The organism is Bradyrhizobium sp. UFLA05-112 (genome assembly GCF_053572325.1).
In genome coordinates, this window is the sequence record NZ_JBANBK010000119.1 from 1 (window position 1) to 18,863 (window position 18,863).

At 62.1% G+C, this 18,863-nt stretch carries 16 protein-coding genes, 1 tRNA gene and 1 pseudogene; 3 read left to right on the forward strand and 15 right to left on the reverse strand.

All coding sequences use genetic code 11. The features are described 5' to 3' along the window. Both SO180_RS38635 and SO180_RS38640 read left to right on the forward strand, forming a co-directional pair. Window positions 1-514: efflux RND transporter permease subunit (locus tag SO180_RS38635; RefSeq protein WP_449384035.1), on the forward strand; the 514-nt coding region annotated here is incomplete at its 5' end. A gap of 60 nt (window positions 515-574) precedes the next feature. Further along, window positions 575-1,153 carry an invasion associated locus B family protein gene (locus SO180_RS38640; RefSeq protein WP_449384036.1) on the forward strand — a complete coding sequence of 193 codons (579 nt, stop codon included), beginning with the start codon at window positions 575-577 and terminating at the stop codon, window positions 1,151-1,153. A 12-nt stretch (window positions 1,154-1,165) separates the two neighbouring features. Here SO180_RS38640 and SO180_RS38645 read toward each other — a convergent pair whose 3' ends face one another. From SO180_RS38645 to SO180_RS38670, 6 genes are all read right to left on the reverse strand, one after another. Beyond that, window positions 1,166-1,885 (reverse strand): ABC transporter ATP-binding protein, encoded by a 720-nt coding sequence (locus tag SO180_RS38645; protein WP_449384037.1) that lies wholly within the window; start codon window positions 1,883-1,885, stop codon window positions 1,166-1,168. After that, entirely contained in the window at window positions 1,882-2,646 is a 765-nt protein-coding gene (locus SO180_RS38650) for an ABC transporter ATP-binding protein (RefSeq protein ID WP_449384038.1), read from the reverse strand. The genes SO180_RS38645 and SO180_RS38650 overlap by 4 nt, the downstream gene beginning before the upstream one ends. Then, complete coding sequence (locus SO180_RS38655) at window positions 2,636-3,607, reverse strand: branched-chain amino acid ABC transporter permease (RefSeq protein WP_449384039.1); 972 nt, start codon at window positions 3,605-3,607, stop codon at window positions 2,636-2,638. The genes SO180_RS38650 and SO180_RS38655 overlap by 11 nt, the downstream gene beginning before the upstream one ends. Beyond that, window positions 3,607-4,470, reverse strand: a complete 864-nt coding sequence (locus SO180_RS38660; RefSeq protein ID WP_449384040.1) for a branched-chain amino acid ABC transporter permease — start codon at window positions 4,468-4,470, stop codon at window positions 3,607-3,609. The genes SO180_RS38655 and SO180_RS38660 overlap by 1 nt, the downstream gene beginning before the upstream one ends. A 61-nt stretch (window positions 4,471-4,531) precedes the next feature. Further along, window positions 4,532-5,785, reverse strand: a complete 1,254-nt coding sequence (locus tag SO180_RS38665) for an ABC transporter substrate-binding protein (protein ID WP_449384041.1) — start codon at window positions 5,783-5,785, stop codon at window positions 4,532-4,534. 267 nt (window positions 5,786-6,052) lie between these two features. Continuing rightward, on the reverse strand, window positions 6,053-6,418 hold the full coding sequence (locus tag SO180_RS38670) for a DUF1428 domain-containing protein (RefSeq protein ID WP_449384042.1): 366 nt from the start codon (window positions 6,416-6,418) through the stop codon (window positions 6,053-6,055). Between the two features lie 312 nt (window positions 6,419-6,730). On the opposite strand from SO180_RS38670, the gene SO180_RS38675 reads away from it, so the two are divergent. Continuing rightward, window positions 6,731-6,804: transfer RNA gene (locus tag SO180_RS38675), tRNA-Gln, on the forward strand. Window positions 6,805-7,047: 243 nt separating this feature from the next. On the opposite strand, the gene SO180_RS38680 is transcribed toward SO180_RS38675, so the two are convergent. The 9 genes and pseudogenes from SO180_RS38680 to SO180_RS38720 all read right to left on the reverse strand — a co-directional run. Then, window positions 7,048-7,830, reverse strand: coding sequence for an acyl-CoA dehydrogenase family protein (locus tag SO180_RS38680; protein WP_449384043.1), 783 nt, complete (start codon window positions 7,828-7,830; stop codon window positions 7,048-7,050). 894 nt (window positions 7,831-8,724) lie between these two features. Then, window positions 8,725-8,934 (reverse strand): hypothetical protein, encoded by a 210-nt coding sequence (locus SO180_RS38685; protein WP_449384044.1) that lies wholly within the window; start codon window positions 8,932-8,934, stop codon window positions 8,725-8,727. 1,708 nt (window positions 8,935-10,642) lie between these two features. Then, entirely contained in the window at window positions 10,643-11,755 is a 1,113-nt protein-coding gene (locus SO180_RS38690) for an NAD(P)H-dependent flavin oxidoreductase (RefSeq protein WP_449384045.1), read from the reverse strand. Between the two features lie 10 nt (window positions 11,756-11,765). After that, window positions 11,766-12,479 carry an SDR family NAD(P)-dependent oxidoreductase gene (locus SO180_RS38695; protein WP_449384046.1) on the reverse strand — a complete coding sequence of 238 codons (714 nt, stop codon included), beginning with the start codon at window positions 12,477-12,479 and terminating at the stop codon, window positions 11,766-11,768. 137 nt (window positions 12,480-12,616) lie between these two features. After that, window positions 12,617-13,558, reverse strand: a complete 942-nt coding sequence (locus SO180_RS38700) for a helix-turn-helix domain-containing protein (RefSeq protein WP_449384047.1) — start codon at window positions 13,556-13,558, stop codon at window positions 12,617-12,619. 102 nt (window positions 13,559-13,660) lie between these two features. After that, window positions 13,661-15,088, reverse strand: coding sequence for a [protein-PII] uridylyltransferase family protein (locus SO180_RS38705; protein WP_449384048.1), 1,428 nt, complete (start codon window positions 15,086-15,088; stop codon window positions 13,661-13,663). After that, the gene (locus SO180_RS38710; protein ID WP_449384049.1) at window positions 15,085-15,540 is read right to left on the reverse strand and encodes a DUF1127 domain-containing protein; all 456 of its coding nucleotides are present in this window, start codon (window positions 15,538-15,540) and stop codon (window positions 15,085-15,087) included. The genes SO180_RS38705 and SO180_RS38710 overlap by 4 nt, the downstream gene beginning before the upstream one ends. A 595-nt stretch (window positions 15,541-16,135) precedes the next feature. Further along, a complete protein-coding gene (locus SO180_RS38715; RefSeq protein WP_449384050.1) occupies window positions 16,136-18,658 on the reverse strand; it encodes a two-component system VirA-like sensor kinase in 2,523 nt (840 codons plus the stop codon). Beyond that, window positions 18,655-18,863, reverse strand: a pseudogene (locus SO180_RS38720) (cytochrome-c peroxidase); the annotation flags it as partial. The gene SO180_RS38715 and the pseudogene SO180_RS38720, both read right to left, overlap by 4 nt.

An 18,863-nucleotide genomic window follows, 5' to 3' on the forward strand; every position in this document is an offset into this window, starting at 1 on the left:
TCTCTACGAGAGCTACATCCATCCGATCACGATTCTCTCGACCCTGCCTTCGGCAGGCGTCGGCGCGCTGCTGATCCTGATGGCGGCCGGGTTCGACTTCAGCCTGATCGCGCTGATCGGCATCATCCTCTTGATCGGCATCGTGAAGAAGAACGGCATCATGATGGTCGACTTCGCGATCGCGGCCGAGCGCGACGAGCACAAGACTCCGGCGGAATCGATCCGCCAGGCCGCGCTGCTCCGCTTCCGCCCGATCATGATGACGACGATGGCGGCCCTTCTCGGCGGCGTGCCCCTGATGCTCGGGCACGGCACCGGTGCCGAAATCCGCCAGCCTCTCGGCTATGCCATGGTCGGCGGCTTGATCGTCAGCCAGGCCCTGACCCTGTTCACGACGCCCGTGGTCTATCTCTATCTCGACGAGTTCTCCAACTGGTTCTCCGGCTGGGGCCGCTCCAAGGAGAGCGAGCACGAGACGACCGAACACGGCACGGTCAAGGAAGCAGCCGAGTAAGCCAACGCCGCGCTTCCAATTCCGGCACGTTTTCCTCCTTTCAAGCCAAAGCGATATTTCATGCCCGTGCGCTCCAATCTTGCCGCCCTCCTGTCGGTTGCCTTGCTGTGGAGCGGATCCGCATACGCCCAGGGCACCAAGTCCAAGGCCGAGCCCAAGGCTGCTCCGCCCCAGGCCGCGCAGCCCGCGGCTCCTGCGGCGCAGCCGCAGGCCGACGTCGCGCCGGCACCGCAGGCCGGCTGGGCCGCGCGCTGCACCAGCGCGAGCCGCGAAGCGCCGTTGGAATGCGCGATCGAGCAAAACGCGGTGCTGACCAAGACGGGGCAGCTCATCGTGCTGATCAACATCCGCGTGCCCGCCGACACCCGCGTGCCCACCGCGCTGATCCAGCTCCCGCTCGGCCTCAATATCCCCGTCGGCGCCAAGCTCCAGGTCGACGAGGGCAAGACGGTCGACCTGCCGATCCAGACCTGCGAGAATCGCGGCTGCTACGTCTCAACGCCGATTTCCGCGGAGCTGCTCGCAGCGCTGAAATCCGGAAAGCAGTTGAAGGTCTCCTTCCAGAACATGTCCAAGGAGACCATCAACATTCCGATGCCGCTGAATGACTTTGCGGCCGCCTACGACAGGATCAAGTAACGGATCCGCCCCTTACCCTGCCCCCAGATAGGCCTTCTGCACCTGCGGATCGTTCGCCAGCGCCGTCGCGGTGCCGGCCAATACGCTTCTGCCCACCTGCAACACGGTTGCGAAATCTGAGACTTCGAGGGCGAGCTCGATCGACTGCTCGGCAAGCAGGATGGTCAGGCCCTCGCGATGCAGGCGGCCGAAGGTTTCGTACATGGACTCCACGACCGCCGGCGCCAGCCCGAGCGACGGCTCGTCCAGCATCAACAGTTTTGGGTCACTCATCAGCGCACGGCCGACCGCGAGCATCTGCCGCTCGCCGCCGGACATGGTGCCGGCGCACTGGTTGCGGCGCTCCTTGAGCCGCGGAAAGATCTCGTAGACGCGCTCGAGCAGCGCCGCCTTGCGCGACTTGTCGTGCAATGGCGTCGCGCCAAGCAGGAGGTTGTTCTCGACGCTCTGCTGCACGAACAGCCGCCAGCCCTCCGGCGAGAGTGCGAGCCCCTTGCGCACGATCGCAAAGGCGCTTTGGCCGGCGATCGCCTCGCCGCGAAAGCTGATCGTTCCGGCATGTACTGGGATCAGGCCTGCGATCGCGTTCAGCGTCGTGGTCTTGCCGCCGCCATTTGAGCCGAGCAGCGCGACGATGCTGCCCTCGGGCACCTCCAGCGACACGTCGGACACGCCGATCAGGTCGCCATAGCGCACTTCGAGGTGCTCGATCCGCAGCAGAAGCCCGCTCATGTGGGGCCGCCCATCAGTTCGATCGGTGTGTGGCCGGCAGCCGCTTTGGCGGCACGCGTGCCGAGATAGGCCGCGATCACCGCCGGGTTGGCCGTTACCTCACGCGGGTTGCCGCGAGCAATCTCCTTGCCCTGGTGGAACACCATCACCCGGCTCGCCAGCGACATGATCACTTCCATGATGTGCTCGACGATGACGAGCGTGATGCCGGCACGATGGATGTCGCGCACGAGATCGATCGCGAGCTTGACCTCGTGCGCATTGAGGCCGGCCATGGCTTCGTCGAGCAGCAGCACCTTCGGCTCGGTCGCAAGCGCGCGGGCGATCTCCAGCCGCTTGCGGCCGGGCGTGCCGAGCGAGCGCGCCGGCGCATCCGCCAGCCTGATCATCCCGACCCGCTCCAGCACCGCGCGTGCCTTGGCTTCGGCTTCAGCGCGATGCGTGGCACGCAGGAAGGCGCCGATCATGACATTCTCAAGCACTGTCATGCCCTCGAACGTCTGCGGCACCTGGAAGGTGCGCGCGAGCCCGAGCTGTGCGCGCCGCTCCGCCGCGAGATCGGTGATGTCACGGCCTTCGAACCGCACGCGGCCCAAGGTCGTCTTGAGATCGCCGGTGAGACAGTTGAAAAAGGTCGACTTGCCGGCGCCGTTCGGCCCGATCAGGCCGAGGATATCGCCCTGCTCCAGCGACACGGAAGCATCGTCGACGGCCTTGAAGCTGCCGAAGGCCTTTGTGATACCGCGCGCTTCAAGCAGCATGAGGCGCTCCCGCTTCGCTTCCCGGCTTGGACCGTCGCTTGAAGAGGCTCAAAATCCCGCCGGGCTGGAAGCGCGCGATCAGCACGATGATCGCGCCGTAAACCACGAAGGTGAGGCCTGCGCCCTTGCCGCCAAGCACGCTGTTGGAGATTTCCTCCAGCGGCACGAGGATTGCTGCGCCGACCAGCGGGCCGAACAGAAGCCCCGCTCCGCCGAGCGCGGCCATGATCAGGATCTTCACGGAGATCAGGATCCCAAGGCCGGACTCGGGGTCGACGAAACCGAACATCATCGCATAAAGCGCCCCGGCGACACTCGTCAGTGCCGCGCTCAGCATGAATGCGTAGAGTTTCGTGCGGCTCGCGGGCGCTCCGAGCGAGCGCGCGGCACGCTCGGAATCCTTGATTGCACGCAAATAAAATCCCATCCGGCTGTTGGCCATCCACCAGGTGATGACGAGCGTGATCACAAGGACGAGGAGGAAGAGATAGTAGTAGGGCAACGACGAGATGAACGAGAGATCGAAGATGTTGCGGGCGACCGTCGGTCCACTCAATCCCACCGCCGCACCGAGATAATCGGTGTTGGTGACGATCAGCCGCATCGTCTCGGCAACCGCAATCGTCGCCATGCTGAAATAGTGGCCTGACAGGCGCAGTGTCGGCACGCCGATGACGGCCGCCAGCGCCACCGCAATCACGATGCCACCGGGAATACCGAATAGTGGCGACAGACCGAACTTGGCGTAGGCTCCCATCGCCGCATAGGCGCCGCAGCCGAAGAACACGACATGGCCGACCGAGACCTGGCCGGCATAGCCGCCCACGATGTTCCAGGCCGAGGCCGCGATCGCATAGAGCAGCACCAACGCGCCGAGGCGCTGCTGGAACGGCGAGGACAGCAGCAGGGGATAGGCAATCGCGACCGCTGATAGCACCGACAGCCAGAGCCAGCGCTGCATCATATCTTCCCCATCAGGCCTTGCGGCCGGAACCACAGGAAGAACAGGAACAGGATGTAGACGACGATGTCGTTGTAGACCGCGCCGATCAGGAATCCCGACAGCGACTCGATGACGCCGATCAGGAGGCCCGCGACCAGCGCACCGGGCACACTGCCGAAGCCGCCGAGCGAGACCGTGACGAAGGCGACGATACCGAGCGTTTCGCCCACCGTCGGCACGATGTAGAAGAAGTTCGCGATCAGCGCGCCGGCAAGTCCCGTTGCACCCGCGGCAATCGCCCAGGCGATTGCCTGCATCGTGTCGGGCCGGATGCCCATGAGCTGGGCCGCGGTTGCATCTTCCGCCACCGCCAGCATTTTCGAGCCGAGCGAGGTGCGCGTCAGCAACAGGTGCAGGCCGAGCGTCACCAGCAACGCGACGACGCCGGCGAGCAGCCGCGAGGCCTCGAGGCGCAGCCCCGCAACCGCATAGGTGCCGCCGACGATATTCTGCGGCAACGACTTGAAGTCGGCACCGAACCACCAGAACACGGAATAGCGCAGCAGCAATGCGAGACCGAAGGTGCCGAGGATCTGCGCCAGCATCGGCCCCTTCATGATGTCGCGGATCAGGCCGAAATAGACCACGACGCCGAGCGTCGCCAGCACCAGCACCGCCAACGGCGCGCCCATAAGCGGCCCGGCGCCCATCAAGGTGTAGACGACATAGGCGACGTACATGCCGAGCATGACGAAATCGCCATGCGCGAAATTGACGATGTTCATCATGCCCCACACCAGCGTGAGGCCGGAGGAAAACAGGGCGTAGACGGCACCGAGCAGGAGCCCGCCGACGATCACCTGCACGAGGACAAAGGACATGAGCCGCGCTGCTCTTCAAATCAACAAAAAGGCAGGACCGCCGGTCCCGCCTCCGAAATCGTCACCAGCCCTTGTAGGGCATTACCGGCACCTTCTCGGCATTGCCCTTCGGCCATACCGAAACGTAATTCTCGCCGTCCTGAAGCTGGATGATGTAGGCCGACGCCTGCACGTTCTGCCCCTTCTCGTCGAACTTCACGCCATTATAGCCCATGATGAGTTGCTCGGGCTTGAGGTCCGTCGCCTTCAACGCCGCCTGGATTTTCGCGGGATCCGTCGAGCCCGCGCGGTCGATGGCGTCGACCAGCACGAAGAAGCCCTGCATCTCGCGCCCGACCGTATCCTCCATCTCCTCGCCGCTCTTCTTCTTGTACATGTCGGCGATGACGGCGCTAGGCGAGCCGGCGGGGCCAACTGCCCAGGACGAGCGGTTGAACACGCCCTGCGAGAGCTTTCCGACCGCCTTGATGAAGGACGGATCGGAATAGCCGGCATCATCCGCCAGCAGCATCGGCGGCTTGTAGTCGAGCGACTGCATGGTTTTCGCAAACAGGATCGCATCCGACGTGTAGGAGATCATCAGCACGACATCGGGCTTCTTCTCCTTGAGCTGAAGCACCTGCGCCTGCAGGTCGGTGGCGTTGACGGCGTAGGCGACGTCGATGACGCCGGTGCGCCCCTTCGCCTTGAACCCGGTGGCGATCGTGTTGGCGACGGAGGTGCCGTATTCGGTGTTGTCATGGACCAGCGCGATAGTATCGGTCTTGGCTCCGGCCGCCTTCATGTCGCTCAAAAAATCATCGTAGATGCGAACGAAATCCGGCGCGATCGGCGTGGTGCGGAAAAACCATTTGAAGCCGCGCTCGGTGAGATTGGCGGCGACCGATTCCGGCGTCAGATAAGGAATGCCATATTTCTCCGCGATCGCGCTCGAGGTCAGCGTGATGCCGGACTGGTAGGCGCCGAGGATCGCGACCACCTTCTCTTCCGTGATCAGACGCAGTGCCTGGTTTTGCCCGGTGGCCGGGCTGCCCTGGTTGTCGGCGATGACAACCTCGACCTTCGCGCCGCCAAGGCCTGCGAGCCCGGCGTTCGTGGCAAGCGGCAGCTTGTCGAGCTCGGGATGGGCGTTGTTGATGATGTCGGTCGCGACTTCGAGCGCGGCCTTGGCATGCGCACCGATCGACGCCGTGCCGCCGGACATCGGCAAGATGACTCCGATCTTGACGACCTTGTCCTCAGCCTGCGCCCCAGCCGCAAGCACAACGCACATCGCGGCCGCACAGAGCAGCCGGGTAGCGAACTTCAATGTCATGAACCAGACCTCCCAAAGGGTTTCCCCGGCCAGATTTTTAAGGCTTGAAAGCTTCGGCGAGCAGCCTGCTTCCATTTGATTTTTCCTGGCGCGCGGAGGATGGCATGCCAGTCCGGAACCAGCAAGGTGAACGCGATTGCACAATGCGGGATAGGCAGGTGCGGACGACATCGGCGCACCGGAGTGTGGGTCACCCTTGCAATGTCCGTCGCAATCGCGAACACGCTTTCGCGCTCGCGGCGCGTTTCGCCCGAGGTTTACCGGCGGTCAGTTCGCCCTTGCGCGATGCACCTCGATGAATGTTTCGAAGCCGCCGAAGATCAGGCGCTTGCCGTCGAAGGGCATGCCGGCGTTCTTCAGTCGCGGGTCTTCCATCACCTTCTTGTTGATGGCATCGCGACTTTCGCGGTCGCGGTAGACGATCCAGGACAGCACGACGATCTCGTCCTCCTTCGCCATCACCGCGCGCGGAAACGAGGTCACTTTGCCATAGGGAACGTCGTCACCGATGCATTCGACATAGCCGAGCGCGCCGTGCTCCATCCAGACCTCGCACGCCGTTCGCGCCAGCGCCTTGTAGGCGTCGATCTTGTCCTTCGGCACGGCGAGCACGAAACCATCGACATAGGGCATCACGGGTCTCCTCTGGGGGTTGCGTGCCCCGAGGACGATTGAGGAGGCGCCGTCCCGACCCCGGTCTCGGGCTTTGAAGATGGGGCAAACCGTCGCGCGCGCCGCCACCTCGCCTGCCCGCGCCGGCCGCGGTTTTGATCGCCTGGTTTTGCGCCCTTGGAGCGGCACGAAAATCCGCTCCACAGCAGCGCTTGCAAGCCTGGAGGCGAGCGGGTAGAAACCCACCACGCCTGAGCCGTGATTTGCGCCGCGCGCGTCGCCGGCCATCGCCCGACAATTCAATAAATAGTTGAATTCGTTAGGCAATTCCGTTGGGGAATGGTGTAACGGTAGCACAACAGACTCTGACTCTGTTTGTCTTGGTTCGAATCCAGGTTCCCCAGCCACACTCGGAAATAGCGCCCCAATTTCAATAGCTTAGATCGGCACCGCTGAAAGCTGGCACCCGATGGGCCGGCTGTCCACGACAATCCAACTTGGCCGGTGAGTTTGTTGATCCGTCGTGTTGATCTTCCCTCGCCCTGATGGAATTCCGTTGCGTCGCGTCAGACGAAGGCACTCAACCCGGTGATCGACTTGCCGACGATCAACGTGTTCATCTTCCTGGTGCCTTCATAGGAGTAGATCGCCTAGGCGTCGGCCACGAAACGGCCGATGTGATTCTCGAGCAAGATGCCGTTGCCGCCAAGCAGCTCGCGTGCATAGCCAACGGTCTCGCGGCACTTGACGGTGCAGAATGCCTTCGCCAGCGACGCGTGCTCGTCGCGCATCGCGCCTTCGTCCTGGAGCTGGGCGAGACGCAGCATCATCGTCTGGGTCGACGTGACGTTGCCGAGCATGCGCACCAGGAGATCCCGGACCAGCTGGAATCCGCCGATCGGCCTTCCGAACTGCATCCGTTCGGTCGCGTAGCGCAGCGCGTGCTCGTAGGCGCCCGTCTGGCAGCCCACGGCGAACCATGCCACTCCGGTCCGCGTCATCCTCAGCACCTTGGCGGTGTCCTTGAACGAGTTGGCATTCTGCAGACGGTCCGCCTCAGGCACGCGGCAATCCTTCAGGGTGATCAGCCCGTTCTGCACGACGCGGAGCGCCATCTTGGTCCTGATCTTCTCGACGGAAAAGCCCGGATTGTCCTTTCCGACGACAAAGCCCTTGACCTGGTTCGACCCCTCCTCGCGGGCCCAGATCACGTTGATGTCGGCGAAGGTGGAATTGCCTATCCACTTCTTCTGGCCGTTGAGTATCCAGACGTCGCCCTCGCGCCGGCAGGTCGTCAGCATGCCCCCCGACGTGGCAGAGCCGACCAAAGGCTCGGTCAGGCCGAACGAGCCGATCTTCTCGAAGCGCATCATGGGCGGAAGCCAGCGCTGCTTCTGCGCTTCGTCGCCGCACAGATAGATTGAGCCGTGCATTTCGCCGCTGGACGAAGAAGTCGCCCAGCGAGATCAGAACCGAATAGTCTACCGGTCGCCCAAAATGCGCTTTCAGCTCACTATTTGACTTTGATTTAAGTTCGGGAGAGCGCCGCTGCCATTGGCAACGACTCGCCGCTTCGCTGGAAGGCAGACGCTGGGGTCGTTCGTCGCGTCCAATCTATCAGGCGCTCTCTGCATTCCTTGGATTGCTATTCCAAGAGCCGGCTCCGCCACCACCATAATAGTTGTGATATCCGCGGCCCCAATGTTGGTGGTGACGCGATGCAGCAAGACTCGTGCTTGCTGTAGCGAGGGACAAAATCGCGGTCATCACCGCGGTCACGCTCAGTAGTCTCAGGCACTTCATGGTTGGCTCCATCTCTCGCTAACCGATCCCGGTGCCGTCTACGCGGGCCGGCCGGCGGAAATCGATCGCCGCAAAGCGGTTTCGAGCTAAATCCGCACTTGACGGATCTTAACCACCCCAGCCCGCAAAGGGATTATGACCCAGTTCTGGTTGGTCATTGTAAGGGTCCGGCTGATAGAGGGCGCGCGGCGGAGGTGAATAGGCCCAACCCGAAACGGGACCCATGATCAAGCCGCGGGTGGAATGAACAACGGCATGCTGCCGGTGTGCATGACGCGCCGTAGCGGCGGTGACAGGGGCACTCAGCATAATCAAAAGGCCCAGGGCCAGAACAGAACGCATGGTTTTTCTCCGATAGATCTACCTCGCACTAGCCAAGTGAGGATCGTGCTGCGTCGCCGCAACCTAGAACTCCTTCACGACTAGTCACGTCGGCGGCATCACGTATGGCGGGCCGCTTTTGCAGCCCCGCATGTAGTAACAAAGGAATAGGAGGCTCGTAACCGCGCTGGCCACGACTGACCCTACCACTCGGGTTCGGACAACGTCGCAGCGCGGGCCAACGCTTTGGTCGCGTCAGCAAGCGATGCCTTCTCGGCTCGCCGCTCGTAGTCGTCGGCAAGGGTCTTGAGCTGAGCCACAACCACCTCGTCGGTCATGGTTTGGGCAGCGCGAAGCAGCGTCCGTGCTGTCTGCAAGTACTGCTTACCTCGCTGTGAGATCTGGAAAGTCATATTGCCCTCGCGCGATTCTCCGGCAGTTCGTTCAAGGCGATTTGGAACCAGGTCAGCCAATTGCGATCACTTTCCCGGCGAGTTCTGAAGCGATCGACGCACGTCTTGGAACAAAGAGGGGTCCGCCACGAGTAGTACCGGACGAGACCAAACCTGCCGTCACAGAGTGCGCATCGCGTTGCTTTGCGATGTCCAGGATTTTCGGTGCAGTTGGGCATCGTCGTCTCCTCTTGGCTTTATCGTAGCTATTCGCCGATCTTCCTTCTTTCGTTGCTGCACGCGGTGAGCCCGCGTTCTTCCAACGCATGCACCCTAAGACCATCGGGACGAACGGCTCAATCGAACCTAGGTAGCTGTCAGCCACCTGAAGTGATCACGGAACCATACCAAGGTCTGGGAGCGCGCTCCCTCAGCCGTAGCGGCGACCCTTCACCCGCCGCGCTGACAGACCGCCGAATGCTGCGTCCGTTGATCTTGCTTGATCCGAAATGCGCTGAGCCCGCCTTCTCGTTAGCAGCAATTTGGCGCAATTTGCGCGGCTTTACTCGCAATGACAGCGCATGCGCGTCAAATCACGCGCGGTAAAGAATGGAATGATGCCGCCGATGTGAGCAATCGTGCATCGCGACGGACTGGGGCGGTGCGGCCCTCGCATCACATATGAACCGAGCCAGCGAACGAGCGCCGACGCGCGCGAACCTTTTGGAGCAACTCTGGACAAGCATTCTGTCTCGCGCTTCCGGTAATCGGCTTGGTGCTGGATGACGACAACTTTGGAGAAAGAGATGAGAAAGATTTTCACTTATGCGGCAGCCGGGGGTTGTCTTGTCGCCTTTGCGTCCGCAGCAGAGGCCCGCTCCGCCTACGATGGATCCTGGGACCTTGTCTTTGTGACGCAAAGAGGCGCTTGCGATGCAAGCTACAACTTCTCAGTCAACATCAACGATGGAATTGTCTCGCATCCGAATCTCGTCAGGTTCAGAGGCTACGTCGCGCGGTCGGGCGCCGTTCGCGCTTCGGTGACGGTTCAGGACAAATATGCCTCGGGCTCTGGAAGGCTGTCGGGCGCTTCCGGCCGAGGGTCGTGGAGTGGCTATTCGGGAAGCGCGCGCTGCTCGGGCTATTGGACCGCGCAGCGAAACTAGCCTGCACCGTGAAATACCGTGGTATCTTCGGCCCGAACCCTTGAACAGATTCGGGCCGATGTCGGTTGAGCAACGCCGCCCGTAGTTGTATCAAGCGGGCGGCGTTGTTGCCCCCACCAACCGGCCAACCATAGGAACTCAGGCAACAGGATCGGCGGCAGGGGAAAGTTTTCGATGAGCATTTTATATGCCAGATATTTTGATCCATTGCCCTATCATGGGCCAGGCTGTACCGACCGGGCTGGACACGGAGACCGTGATCTTCGAGACCTTGCCCGACATTGCAATCCCTCTCAAATGCCGACGTTGCGGACAGACCGACTTTTGGAAAGGATGCTTGGGTCAGTCGCCCAAGTGGATTGACGCGCCATTAACCGGGACGCCGCGGGTGATGCCATCACAAATCCTGAGCCTCTAAGGCACGCACCGTGACCGCCGGTCCGGTTTAGTGTCATTCGTTTCTCAGCATTCTCTGACATCTCGTTCGCCGATTCTTCGCAGTCCTCTGAGGACGATCCCACCTACAATACAACAAAGCGGACGGACGTCAGCTTTGCGCAAAGTCACGCGATCCCGTGCACGCTATCTGGGCCGCCGCAGACCCACCCAAACTTGGCGGTTTCCCACACAAGGATGTCGATCAACATTTCGGCGGGCATCACCCGGGCAAGCGCGGCCGCCTGGCCTGACCAGAGCGGCGTGAAGTCGGTGCTCCGGTTCTGCTCAGCCGCAGCACGCAGCGGCGGCAGTTCGCCCATGGGCAGCGGAAAGTCCGGCGCCGCGTCCGACCAGGGACCGACCTCGGCGATAAGGCGATTGACAAGAGCCCTGGCCGGCCGCCCGGAGAACACGTTTGTCACGACAGTCTGGTTCACCCGCGCATTTCGCAGGGCCTCGCGATGGACCGGGGGCGTTGCCGACTCGGCACAAAGCAGAAAGGCAGTCCCCATCTGCACGCCGGCGGCTCCGAGCGCGAACGCCGCCGCGATCCCTCGCCCATCCCCGATCCCGCCGGCAGCGATCACGGGCACGCTGACGGCGTCAGCGACTTGTGGCACGAGGGCGAATGTACCGGCCTGCGAGGCGACTGCGCGCTTGCGGTCAGATTCGAGGAACATGCCTCGATGTCCCCCGGCTTCATACCCCTGAGCGATGATCGCATCGGCGCCATGCTTTTCGAGCCAGCATGCTTCGTCGACCGTCGTCGCCGATGAGATCACCTTGCAGCCCGCTGCCTTGACCCGATCGACCAGCCCGGGCTCGGGCAAACCGAAATGAAAGCTCACCACCTCCGGCCTGACCTCTTCGATCACGGCGCACGCCGCGTCGCCGAACGGAGCGAGATCGAGGCGCGGCGTCAACGTTGCAGCTTCGATACCCAGTTCGCGATAATAGAACGAAAGCTTCTCATGCCAGGCACGCTCGCGAGCGGCGTCGGCCTTTGCCGGATCGTGGCAGAAGAAATTCAGGTTGATCGGCTTCGGCGTTGATCGTCGGAGCTCCGCGACGCTCTTCGCAATGAGCTCCGGCGCCATGATAGCGCAGCCGATCGAGCCGAGGCCGCCGGCATTCGAGACCGCGGCCGCAAGGTCGACCGTGCCCAATCCCGCCATCGGCGCCAGCACGATGGGATGCTCGATTCCAAACAGTTCAACAATCCGTTTCTCGGACCACATGACACATCTCCTACCAGCGACCAGCGGACGCGCCGCCGTCGACATGCATGATCTCACCGGTGACAAAGGCCGCTCGCTCCAGATACATCACGGCATCGATGACCTCCTGTGGCTCGCCCATACGGCCCATCGGCTGCAGGCTTGCGAGGAAGCCGTGCGCCTCCGGCGCATGCATCGGCGTTGCGATCGCCCCCGGCGAGACGGCGTTCACGCGGACGTTCCGGGTTGCGTATTCGATCGCCAGCGAGCGGGTGATCGCGTTGAGTCCGCCTTTGGTGAGGGCCGCGAGCGCCGCCGCCAGCGAGGTCATCGGCTGCACGGCGATCGTAGCCGTTATATTGACGATGTGCCCGGAACCCGCGAGCAGCATTCTCGCCGCCACCCGCTGTGTCAGATGGAAGAACCCCGCGAGATTGACCCCGACCATCGCGGCGAAGTCCGCTTCGGAATAATCGGTAAACGGCTTTGCAATGAACACGCCGGCATTGTTGACGAGCGTATCGATCCGTCCGTAGCGCTCGATGGCAAGTCCCACGATGCGATCGGCGGTCTGTGCGCTCGCGATATCGCCGTCGACCGCAGCTATCGACGGATCACAGCTCTTGTCGATCGAACGAGCGCTGGCAACGACGTGATAGCCGATATCACGATAGGCCCTAAGCAATGCCGCGCCAATGCCTCGCGACGCGCCGGTGATGATGGCAACCTTCCGTTCGGATTTCATATTCGCTCCTTCATGCGATCAGTGTACGGATGAGCGAACAATTATCCCTGTCGAGGCAATGTGGCTTCGCATCGCCTGCTCAGTTGTTGTCATTTCTTGCGGTGAACCGAACGCAGATCGCAACATCGACACCGGCGTCAGTATATCAGGCTGCGCCGATATTGCGCCGGTGTCTGCCCCGTGGCTTGCCGGAATGCACGAGTGAAATTGGCCTGACATGAAAAACTGAGCGACAGGGCAATATCGACCAAGGCCCGGTCCGCGTCAAAGAGCAGTTCCTTGGCGCGCTCCAAGCGCCTTGCGCTGACATGCCGATGCGGCGATTGACCGACGGCGGCCTTGAAGGCACGCGCGAAATGGAACTGGCTCAGGCAGGCAACCGACGCCAGCCGCGGCACGGTCAGATCGCCCTCCAAATTTGCTTCGATAAAGTCAAGCACTCGCGCAAGTCTGCGCGGCTCAAGCCCTTCCCGTGCAGTTGGGGTGACGACGCCGGACGACGCCCCATCAGCATGCTTCTGGACGAGTCTTGCCATCAAGCTCAGCGCGAGGGTTTCGGCGAGCAGCCCGCCCGCGGAAGTCTCGTGCTCCAGTTCGGACATGATCGCAAAGGCGATCTCGGCCAGCAGCGGATCGTGGAATCCGCCCTCGTGGCGGAGCGACCTGATCGCCGTGGTGTCGAAATCTTGACCCAAACTGTCGCCCGAGAATCGATAAGGCGAAAGGTAAAGATGCAGGATCGCCGGCTGCGGCTCGGACATGTCAATCAGGCCCTCCTGCACGCCGGCCGGCCGGAGCCAGATTGTGCCGCGTTTGGAGATGGTCGAGTCGGTGACCCCGTCCAGCGTTCGCGTGACGACGGACCGACTGCCGCGGACATCAACGCAGATCTCGGCATCAGGCTGCGGCTTGTTCCAAGTGACCGTACCGCTGTGGCTACGAAGCTCTGCCGCGAGATTCGACCAACCACGCGCAGCGGATGAGGTCAGCAGCCCGGCACCGCCATATTTATTTAAGCTGCAGTCGCCTGACCCGGTCGGGCGAGACGCTGATTCCTCGTTACCACCATATGGATTCATGCGAACGTTACCGTTGTTGACATGCCTGACACTCGGTAGTCACCAGCTCATTAGGTCAATGTGGCTCGCCTCGAGGCGGGCCGCAATTCTCGCCGACCCCTATCACGCAACTGCGATCAAGGCAGCGTAGCCGCCAGCGCTGGCTGGTCCGCCAATAGCCGCAAGAACACTCCGCCTGTGCCAACGAACGAGGTCCATCAGAAGCGGCACAGCGGATCTCTGTGAGGCATCCAATCCGAGCCGGCGTGTGATGCCGGGTTGAAAAGATAAGCTCAGACGATCTTCAGCCCGACCGGCGAGCAAATGCAGATGACACCGCACTGACCACAAGAAGCGGTGCGCATCGACAAGCGATGGGTGGATGAATGACCTTGAATGGCGCGATCCGCGCGCATTCATCCGGATTGCGCGCTGCAAGTCTCGCAGGCCACCGGGGCTCCGTTTAAGATCAGGCTCCTCCTCCAGACCCTGCATTTTGCACAATGCCAAACGACCCGTGCTCAACAGGGAACTCCCGACCGTGTGTCTCCAATGTCCTGTGTCAGGTCCGGACAGGAGGGCCATGACAGCGGTGTCGAGGGAAGTGAACAAACCGAAACCGCCCCACAGAAAACGCCGGTCAAGCAAGCCGGAAAGAACAGTGGCATCGTTCCGTGCAAGCTCAAGGCACTCGCTGGCCGATCGCACCGCGTGATCCAGCTTGAATCCGAGGTCCCAGAGGCTGCCGACCACTGCACTGATGCAGGCCTTCGTCGCCGGCGCGCAGCCGTCGGCGCAAGCCCGGCTGGTTTCAGGGAGAAGAAATAGCAAGTCGAGGTCGGAGCCCGGTGCCAGCTCCGTTCGTCCGTAGCCGCCCACTGCAACTGCTCCGAGAGGAGCGACCATGCTGTGACTACGTAGCCCAGTGGATATCGATGCAATGTGGAGCAGACCGACAACCGTGCTGTCGGCAAGCTTCGCCCGGTCGCGTAGATAGTCTTCGACTGAGCCGCCTGCTTCAAAGCGCTCACGCAAGATGGCGTGCGCCTGCGCCACAAGCGGCTGAAGGAGCTTCACCGGATCAGGTTCTCTTCCCGCGCCCCTTTCGCTCGCAATCGCGCGTGACCTGTGGCGTATCGGGGCAATCAAGGTCGCATCGAAACTGGATCTCGCCAAGGACTCTGCAACGCAACATCGCTTCGCTTCGGTAGTGAGGGCGCCATGATCCGAACCGATCGCAGCCTTGGAATTCGTGGAAATTGCAAGGGACGCAGCCAGAGCTTCTATTCCTGTCGTCATGCTTGCTCCTCGTCGTGTTAGTTTAAGTAACCTGATTGAAGCTGCGGCCGTGTTCCAAGTCTTCAACGATGCAGCGATGCGGGACGTCCCGCGCAACTGATCAGCCGAATAACCAGCTATGTGCGAATATTCCTGGACGATCGCCTTGCGCTCCTCGAAGGGCGCAGCGTCTTCGAGATTGGTATCGCATCCCGAAAGCCGCGACAGAACGAAGTCGATCACGCGTTCTGGCCCACCCTGACGATTGCTCATGACGATCGCATAGACTTTCTCCCGACGCTCCCGCTCGTAGGCATTGAGTGCCCGCTGGCCGCTGGATGTGTGGGCACGCCTACCTGCAGTACCGGCCGACCTTCCGATACAAGACCGGGCGAGTTGACCGCCGGCAAAGCCTGGGTGTTCTGGCCGGCATCACTCGGGCGGACCGGTTCGTCATCCATACTCGTCCAGGGCCGGCGCACCCTGTCTTCAATTTCGCTTCGGGTAATCCCGATATCGCGCAGCATGTAATCGCTCATGCGGGCGATTTCTCCGATGTCGTGATGAGCCGCCAGTTCGGCTTCGATAGCCGCCCTGACTCCTTTCAGGAGCGCACGGAGCCGGGTGATGGCGTAGCGCGCGATCGTGCCCCATCGCGACGGACGCCGTGGCTGAGTTCTGATGCCGTGGATCTCGCAGAGCGATTGTCGTGATTGCATTTCCATTGCACTTTCTCCGTGATCATTTTCTCACCGAAACGCAGTTTGCGTCTGTTTCCCGCACAGGCGGCCGGCAACGCGCACTCTCGTGCGCGCATGAGCTGCGGCTATCAGCCCGAACTTCTTCGGTCTTCGGCGTCATGATCTGGCGTCTCCCCTTTTGATTGAGCCGGTGGAAGGGCGGGCGGCCGCTGGAGAACCACCGCGCGTGACCTGCGACCGGTCTAGCGAGGGAAACACGTCCAGGCTCAAGCGAATGTGTGCCGGTGACAGTCGCAACGGTCACACGGGAGATGTGCATGGCATCAAATGCCGCTGCCGAATTCGTGCATGTCGCGGCGATCGCCAGTCTGGCGAGTAAATGAATAGCCGTACGGCGCATGGCGGTGCCCACCGAGGCGATGAATCGCCTGCTTGTCGGCGCCCGGTCGAACGGGATGGAGCGTCGATGCACCGCTAGCGACGGCCGGCGTGATAAGGAATACGTTGGCAATTCAAAATTCTCCGCAAGCTGATGCGAAGAATTTGCAGGAGATCCGCTACGGCATTGTCTCCGACGCGGGAAATAAGACTACAGTTGTAATCTTGGTTGCCCGTTTTGTCATTGCCTGAAAGATCGAACGTTACCGCGTGCGGTCCACGATTGCAGCCGCGCGCCTGCCGAGTTCGTCAGGCACCGTGACAAGGCGCCGGCCAGGTCCGCAGAGGTGAGCGGATGGTGAACCACTTCGGAGACGCCGGAAGCAGCTAGCAGTGGCGCTTCCAGATCCCGCGCTGAACTCGTCGCCAAGATGATCGGCAGGTTGGGCGCAAGCTTACGCATTTTCGTGGCGAAATCGATGGCAAGACTCGAGCCGGGCTGGTGACACACGAGGGCTGCGTCGAAGCGCCCGGGCACCGCGCAAGCCTGCACGGCTTCCTGCAGCCCGGTGAAGCCGACTCCTTCGTAACCGAGCGCCGCCAGAATTTCCTCGTGCCGCAGCAGGCGCTCGCGGTCGGCCTCAAGCACCAGCACGGCTTCACCGACACCGCGACCATCCGAGCCGGGCGCACGCTGAAGAGATATCGGCGCAAGGGACGGGACTGATGGAAGCCAGATGTCGAATCGTGTTCCGGCCCCCGGGGCGCTTTGCACCTGCAGCGCCCCATTGTGCTCCAGGACAATGTCGCGCGCAGTGGCAAGTCCAAAGCCATTGCCGTTCAGGCGCGTCGTGAAGAATGGCTCGAAGATCCGCGGCAATGTCGCCTCGTCCATACCGCGCCCCGGGTCGGAAATCGAGACCACGACGAAGCGACCGGGATTGATCGCGATCCGGCCAATCATTGCGGCATCGGTCATCTCCCTTGTGGCGATTTGAATCTCGATGACGCCCGGCTTGTCCATCGCCTGAGCGGCATTGTTGCAGATGTTCAGGATGACCTGCTGCAATTGCGCGGGCTCGGCCGAAACGACCGCCGTCTCGGACGTTTCGCTCACCGCGATTTCGATGTGGGCAGGCAACGATGGCGCGAGTAGCGACTTCGCTTCGGCGACCAATGTCTTGACGCAGACAGGTTCCCGCCTCCCCTCGCGACGACGTCCGAATGTAAGGATCTGGTCGACCAGATCCCGCGCCCGCTCCGCGCCTCGCCGGATGGCATCCAGATTGCGGCGCGATCTTGCATCTGGATCGAGATGTTCCTCCGCCATCTCGGTATGGCCGAGAATGCCACCCAAAATATTGTTGAAGTTGTGTGCGATACCACTGCTGAAGGTGCCCACCGTCTCCATGCGACGGGCCTCCTGCAGGCGCGCCTCCAGCCGCGAGCGTTCGTTTTCCATGCAATGCCGCTCCAGCGCATACACGATCGTATCAAGCGCCATCCGGAGCAGGCTGAGTTCGCTTGCGGAGGTGATACGACAGGCTCGATCAATTGCGCCGAACCCCAGGGCGACGGCGACACCGTCCTTGGTAACGCGCGTCGCGCACGCCCATCCGCCCAGGCCCAGGGCCACACAGGATTCTTTGTTTTCACCGATCGGCATGCGGTCGACGCGCGGAACATGGATGATTCCATCGGCGGACGGCTCAAACCGGGCCGTCAGCGCCATCGCGCGTCGCGGCCAGTCCGGTGGAGAACTTATGCCCGGCCTACACCAGACGTGCTCCCGCGGCGCGGCACCGCTCGACACAAAATAGGCGCGGTCGCAACCGATGCACTCCGACATGTCGGCGAGAGCCCGCGTGATCCCAGCGTCGATACCGTGCGGCTGCGCATTGATGAAGCGCATCGATATGCCCGCGATCACGTGCTCAAACGCGGCACGCCGGTGCAGCGCAATCGCGCGCGCCCGCAATTGCAGTCCAAGATAAATCAGCGCACCAAGTAACGCCAAGGACGTGCCGTAGAGTAGTACCCGGTACCGACGCGCCGATGCACGTGCGGCGAGCTGGCGCTTCATAACCAGTGCACGAACCGCATCCTGCTCGCGCGTGGTTGCTGCGGCGATCAACGCCTTCAGCGCGGCGTCGGTCGCCGGCAGCAGGTCATGCAGCAGGCCGCCATGTGCAATCGCAGCCTGTATTGAGGCAGCGTCGTCGCCCGGATCTGGCAAGCGTGCCAGTTGTTCCAACCGATCCTTGACGTCGCGCGCCGCGGCCGGCGATGTGTCCAGCGTGAGGTGCAGCATGGCCGCCGACAGCGTGGTGGCAGCAGCGACGACCGACGTGCGGTCCGAGGCGGCGAGACGGGCGCTGAACATACCAAAATAGAGGAAGGAGTTTCGCAGCAGTGCATTTCTGCTCTTGAACTGCTCGACAAGGTCTTGCTGCCGATGCGCGCCTACGGCCAGAACGTCGATTGCGGCCTCCTCCTCTGCGTCTGAGCTGGCGGCATCGCGCAACTGGTGGACAGAGTCATCGTAAGCGTCGGTCAGGCGCGCAAGCTCATCGTAGTTTCGTGACAAGCCCGCGCGTGCCGTCAATACTTCGCGATTCAGGGCGCGCTCGAGCCTGGAGAAATGATCGAGCGCCTCGAGCTGCTGGTCAAAGCGCGTCGAGTTGAAGTTCAACCCGCCCAGCAATAGCCAGGTCAGCAACAGAAGCAAAAATGACACGAAGACCACGACAGGCGTCATTCTCATGGTGCAGCTCCGACCTGCGCGCCGCGGTATTTCCCGGTCAAGGTTCCCAGATAGGCAACGATGGCCTTGACTTGCTCGTCCGTCAGCGTCGAGTTCAGCTGCGCCACGCCCATTTTGCGAACGGCGTCATCGAGTGTTGCGGCACTGCCGTCATGAAAATAGGGCGCTGTGGTCGCAACGTTGCGCAGGCTGGGTACGCGCAGAA

Bases quoted from the DNA above. Each gene is read 5' to 3' on its own strand.
- SO180_RS38640 (WP_449384036.1), top strand. From the start codon at position 575: ATGCCCGTGCGCTCCAATCTTGCCGCCCTCCTGTCGGTTGCCTTGCTG.
- SO180_RS38645 (WP_449384037.1), bottom strand. From the start codon at position 1,885: ATGAGCGGGCTTCTGCTGCGGATCGAGCACCTCGAAGTGCGCTATGGC.
- SO180_RS38650 (WP_449384038.1), bottom strand. From the start codon at position 2,646: ATGCTGCTTGAAGCGCGCGGTATCACAAAGGCCTTCGGCAGCTTCAAG.
- SO180_RS38655 (WP_449384039.1), bottom strand. From the start codon at position 3,607: ATGCAGCGCTGGCTCTGGCTGTCGGTGCTATCAGCGGTCGCGATTGCC.
- SO180_RS38660 (WP_449384040.1), bottom strand. From the start codon at position 4,470: ATGTCCTTTGTCCTCGTGCAGGTGATCGTCGGCGGGCTCCTGCTCGGT.
- SO180_RS38665 (WP_449384041.1), bottom strand. From the start codon at position 5,785: ATGACATTGAAGTTCGCTACCCGGCTGCTCTGTGCGGCCGCGATGTGC.
- SO180_RS38670 (WP_449384042.1), bottom strand. From the start codon at position 6,418: ATGCCCTATGTCGATGGTTTCGTGCTCGCCGTGCCGAAGGACAAGATC.
- SO180_RS38680 (WP_449384043.1), bottom strand. From the start codon at position 7,830: ATGCACGGCTCAATCTATCTGTGCGGCGACGAAGCGCAGAAGCAGCGC.
- SO180_RS38685 (WP_449384044.1), bottom strand. From the start codon at position 8,934: ATGACTTTCCAGATCTCACAGCGAGGTAAGCAGTACTTGCAGACAGCA.
- SO180_RS38690 (WP_449384045.1), bottom strand. From the start codon at position 11,755: ATGTGGTCCGAGAAACGGATTGTTGAACTGTTTGGAATCGAGCATCCC.
- SO180_RS38695 (WP_449384046.1), bottom strand. From the start codon at position 12,479: ATGAAATCCGAACGGAAGGTTGCCATCATCACCGGCGCGTCGCGAGGC.
- SO180_RS38700 (WP_449384047.1), bottom strand. From the start codon at position 13,558: ATGAATCCATATGGTGGTAACGAGGAATCAGCGTCTCGCCCGACCGGG.
- SO180_RS38705 (WP_449384048.1), bottom strand. From the start codon at position 15,088: ATGAGCAATCGTCAGGGTGGGCCAGAACGCGTGATCGACTTCGTTCTG.
- SO180_RS38710 (WP_449384049.1), bottom strand. From the start codon at position 15,540: ATGGAAATGCAATCACGACAATCGCTCTGCGAGATCCACGGCATCAGA.
- SO180_RS38715 (WP_449384050.1), bottom strand. From the start codon at position 18,658: ATGAGAATGACGCCTGTCGTGGTCTTCGTGTCATTTTTGCTTCTGTTG.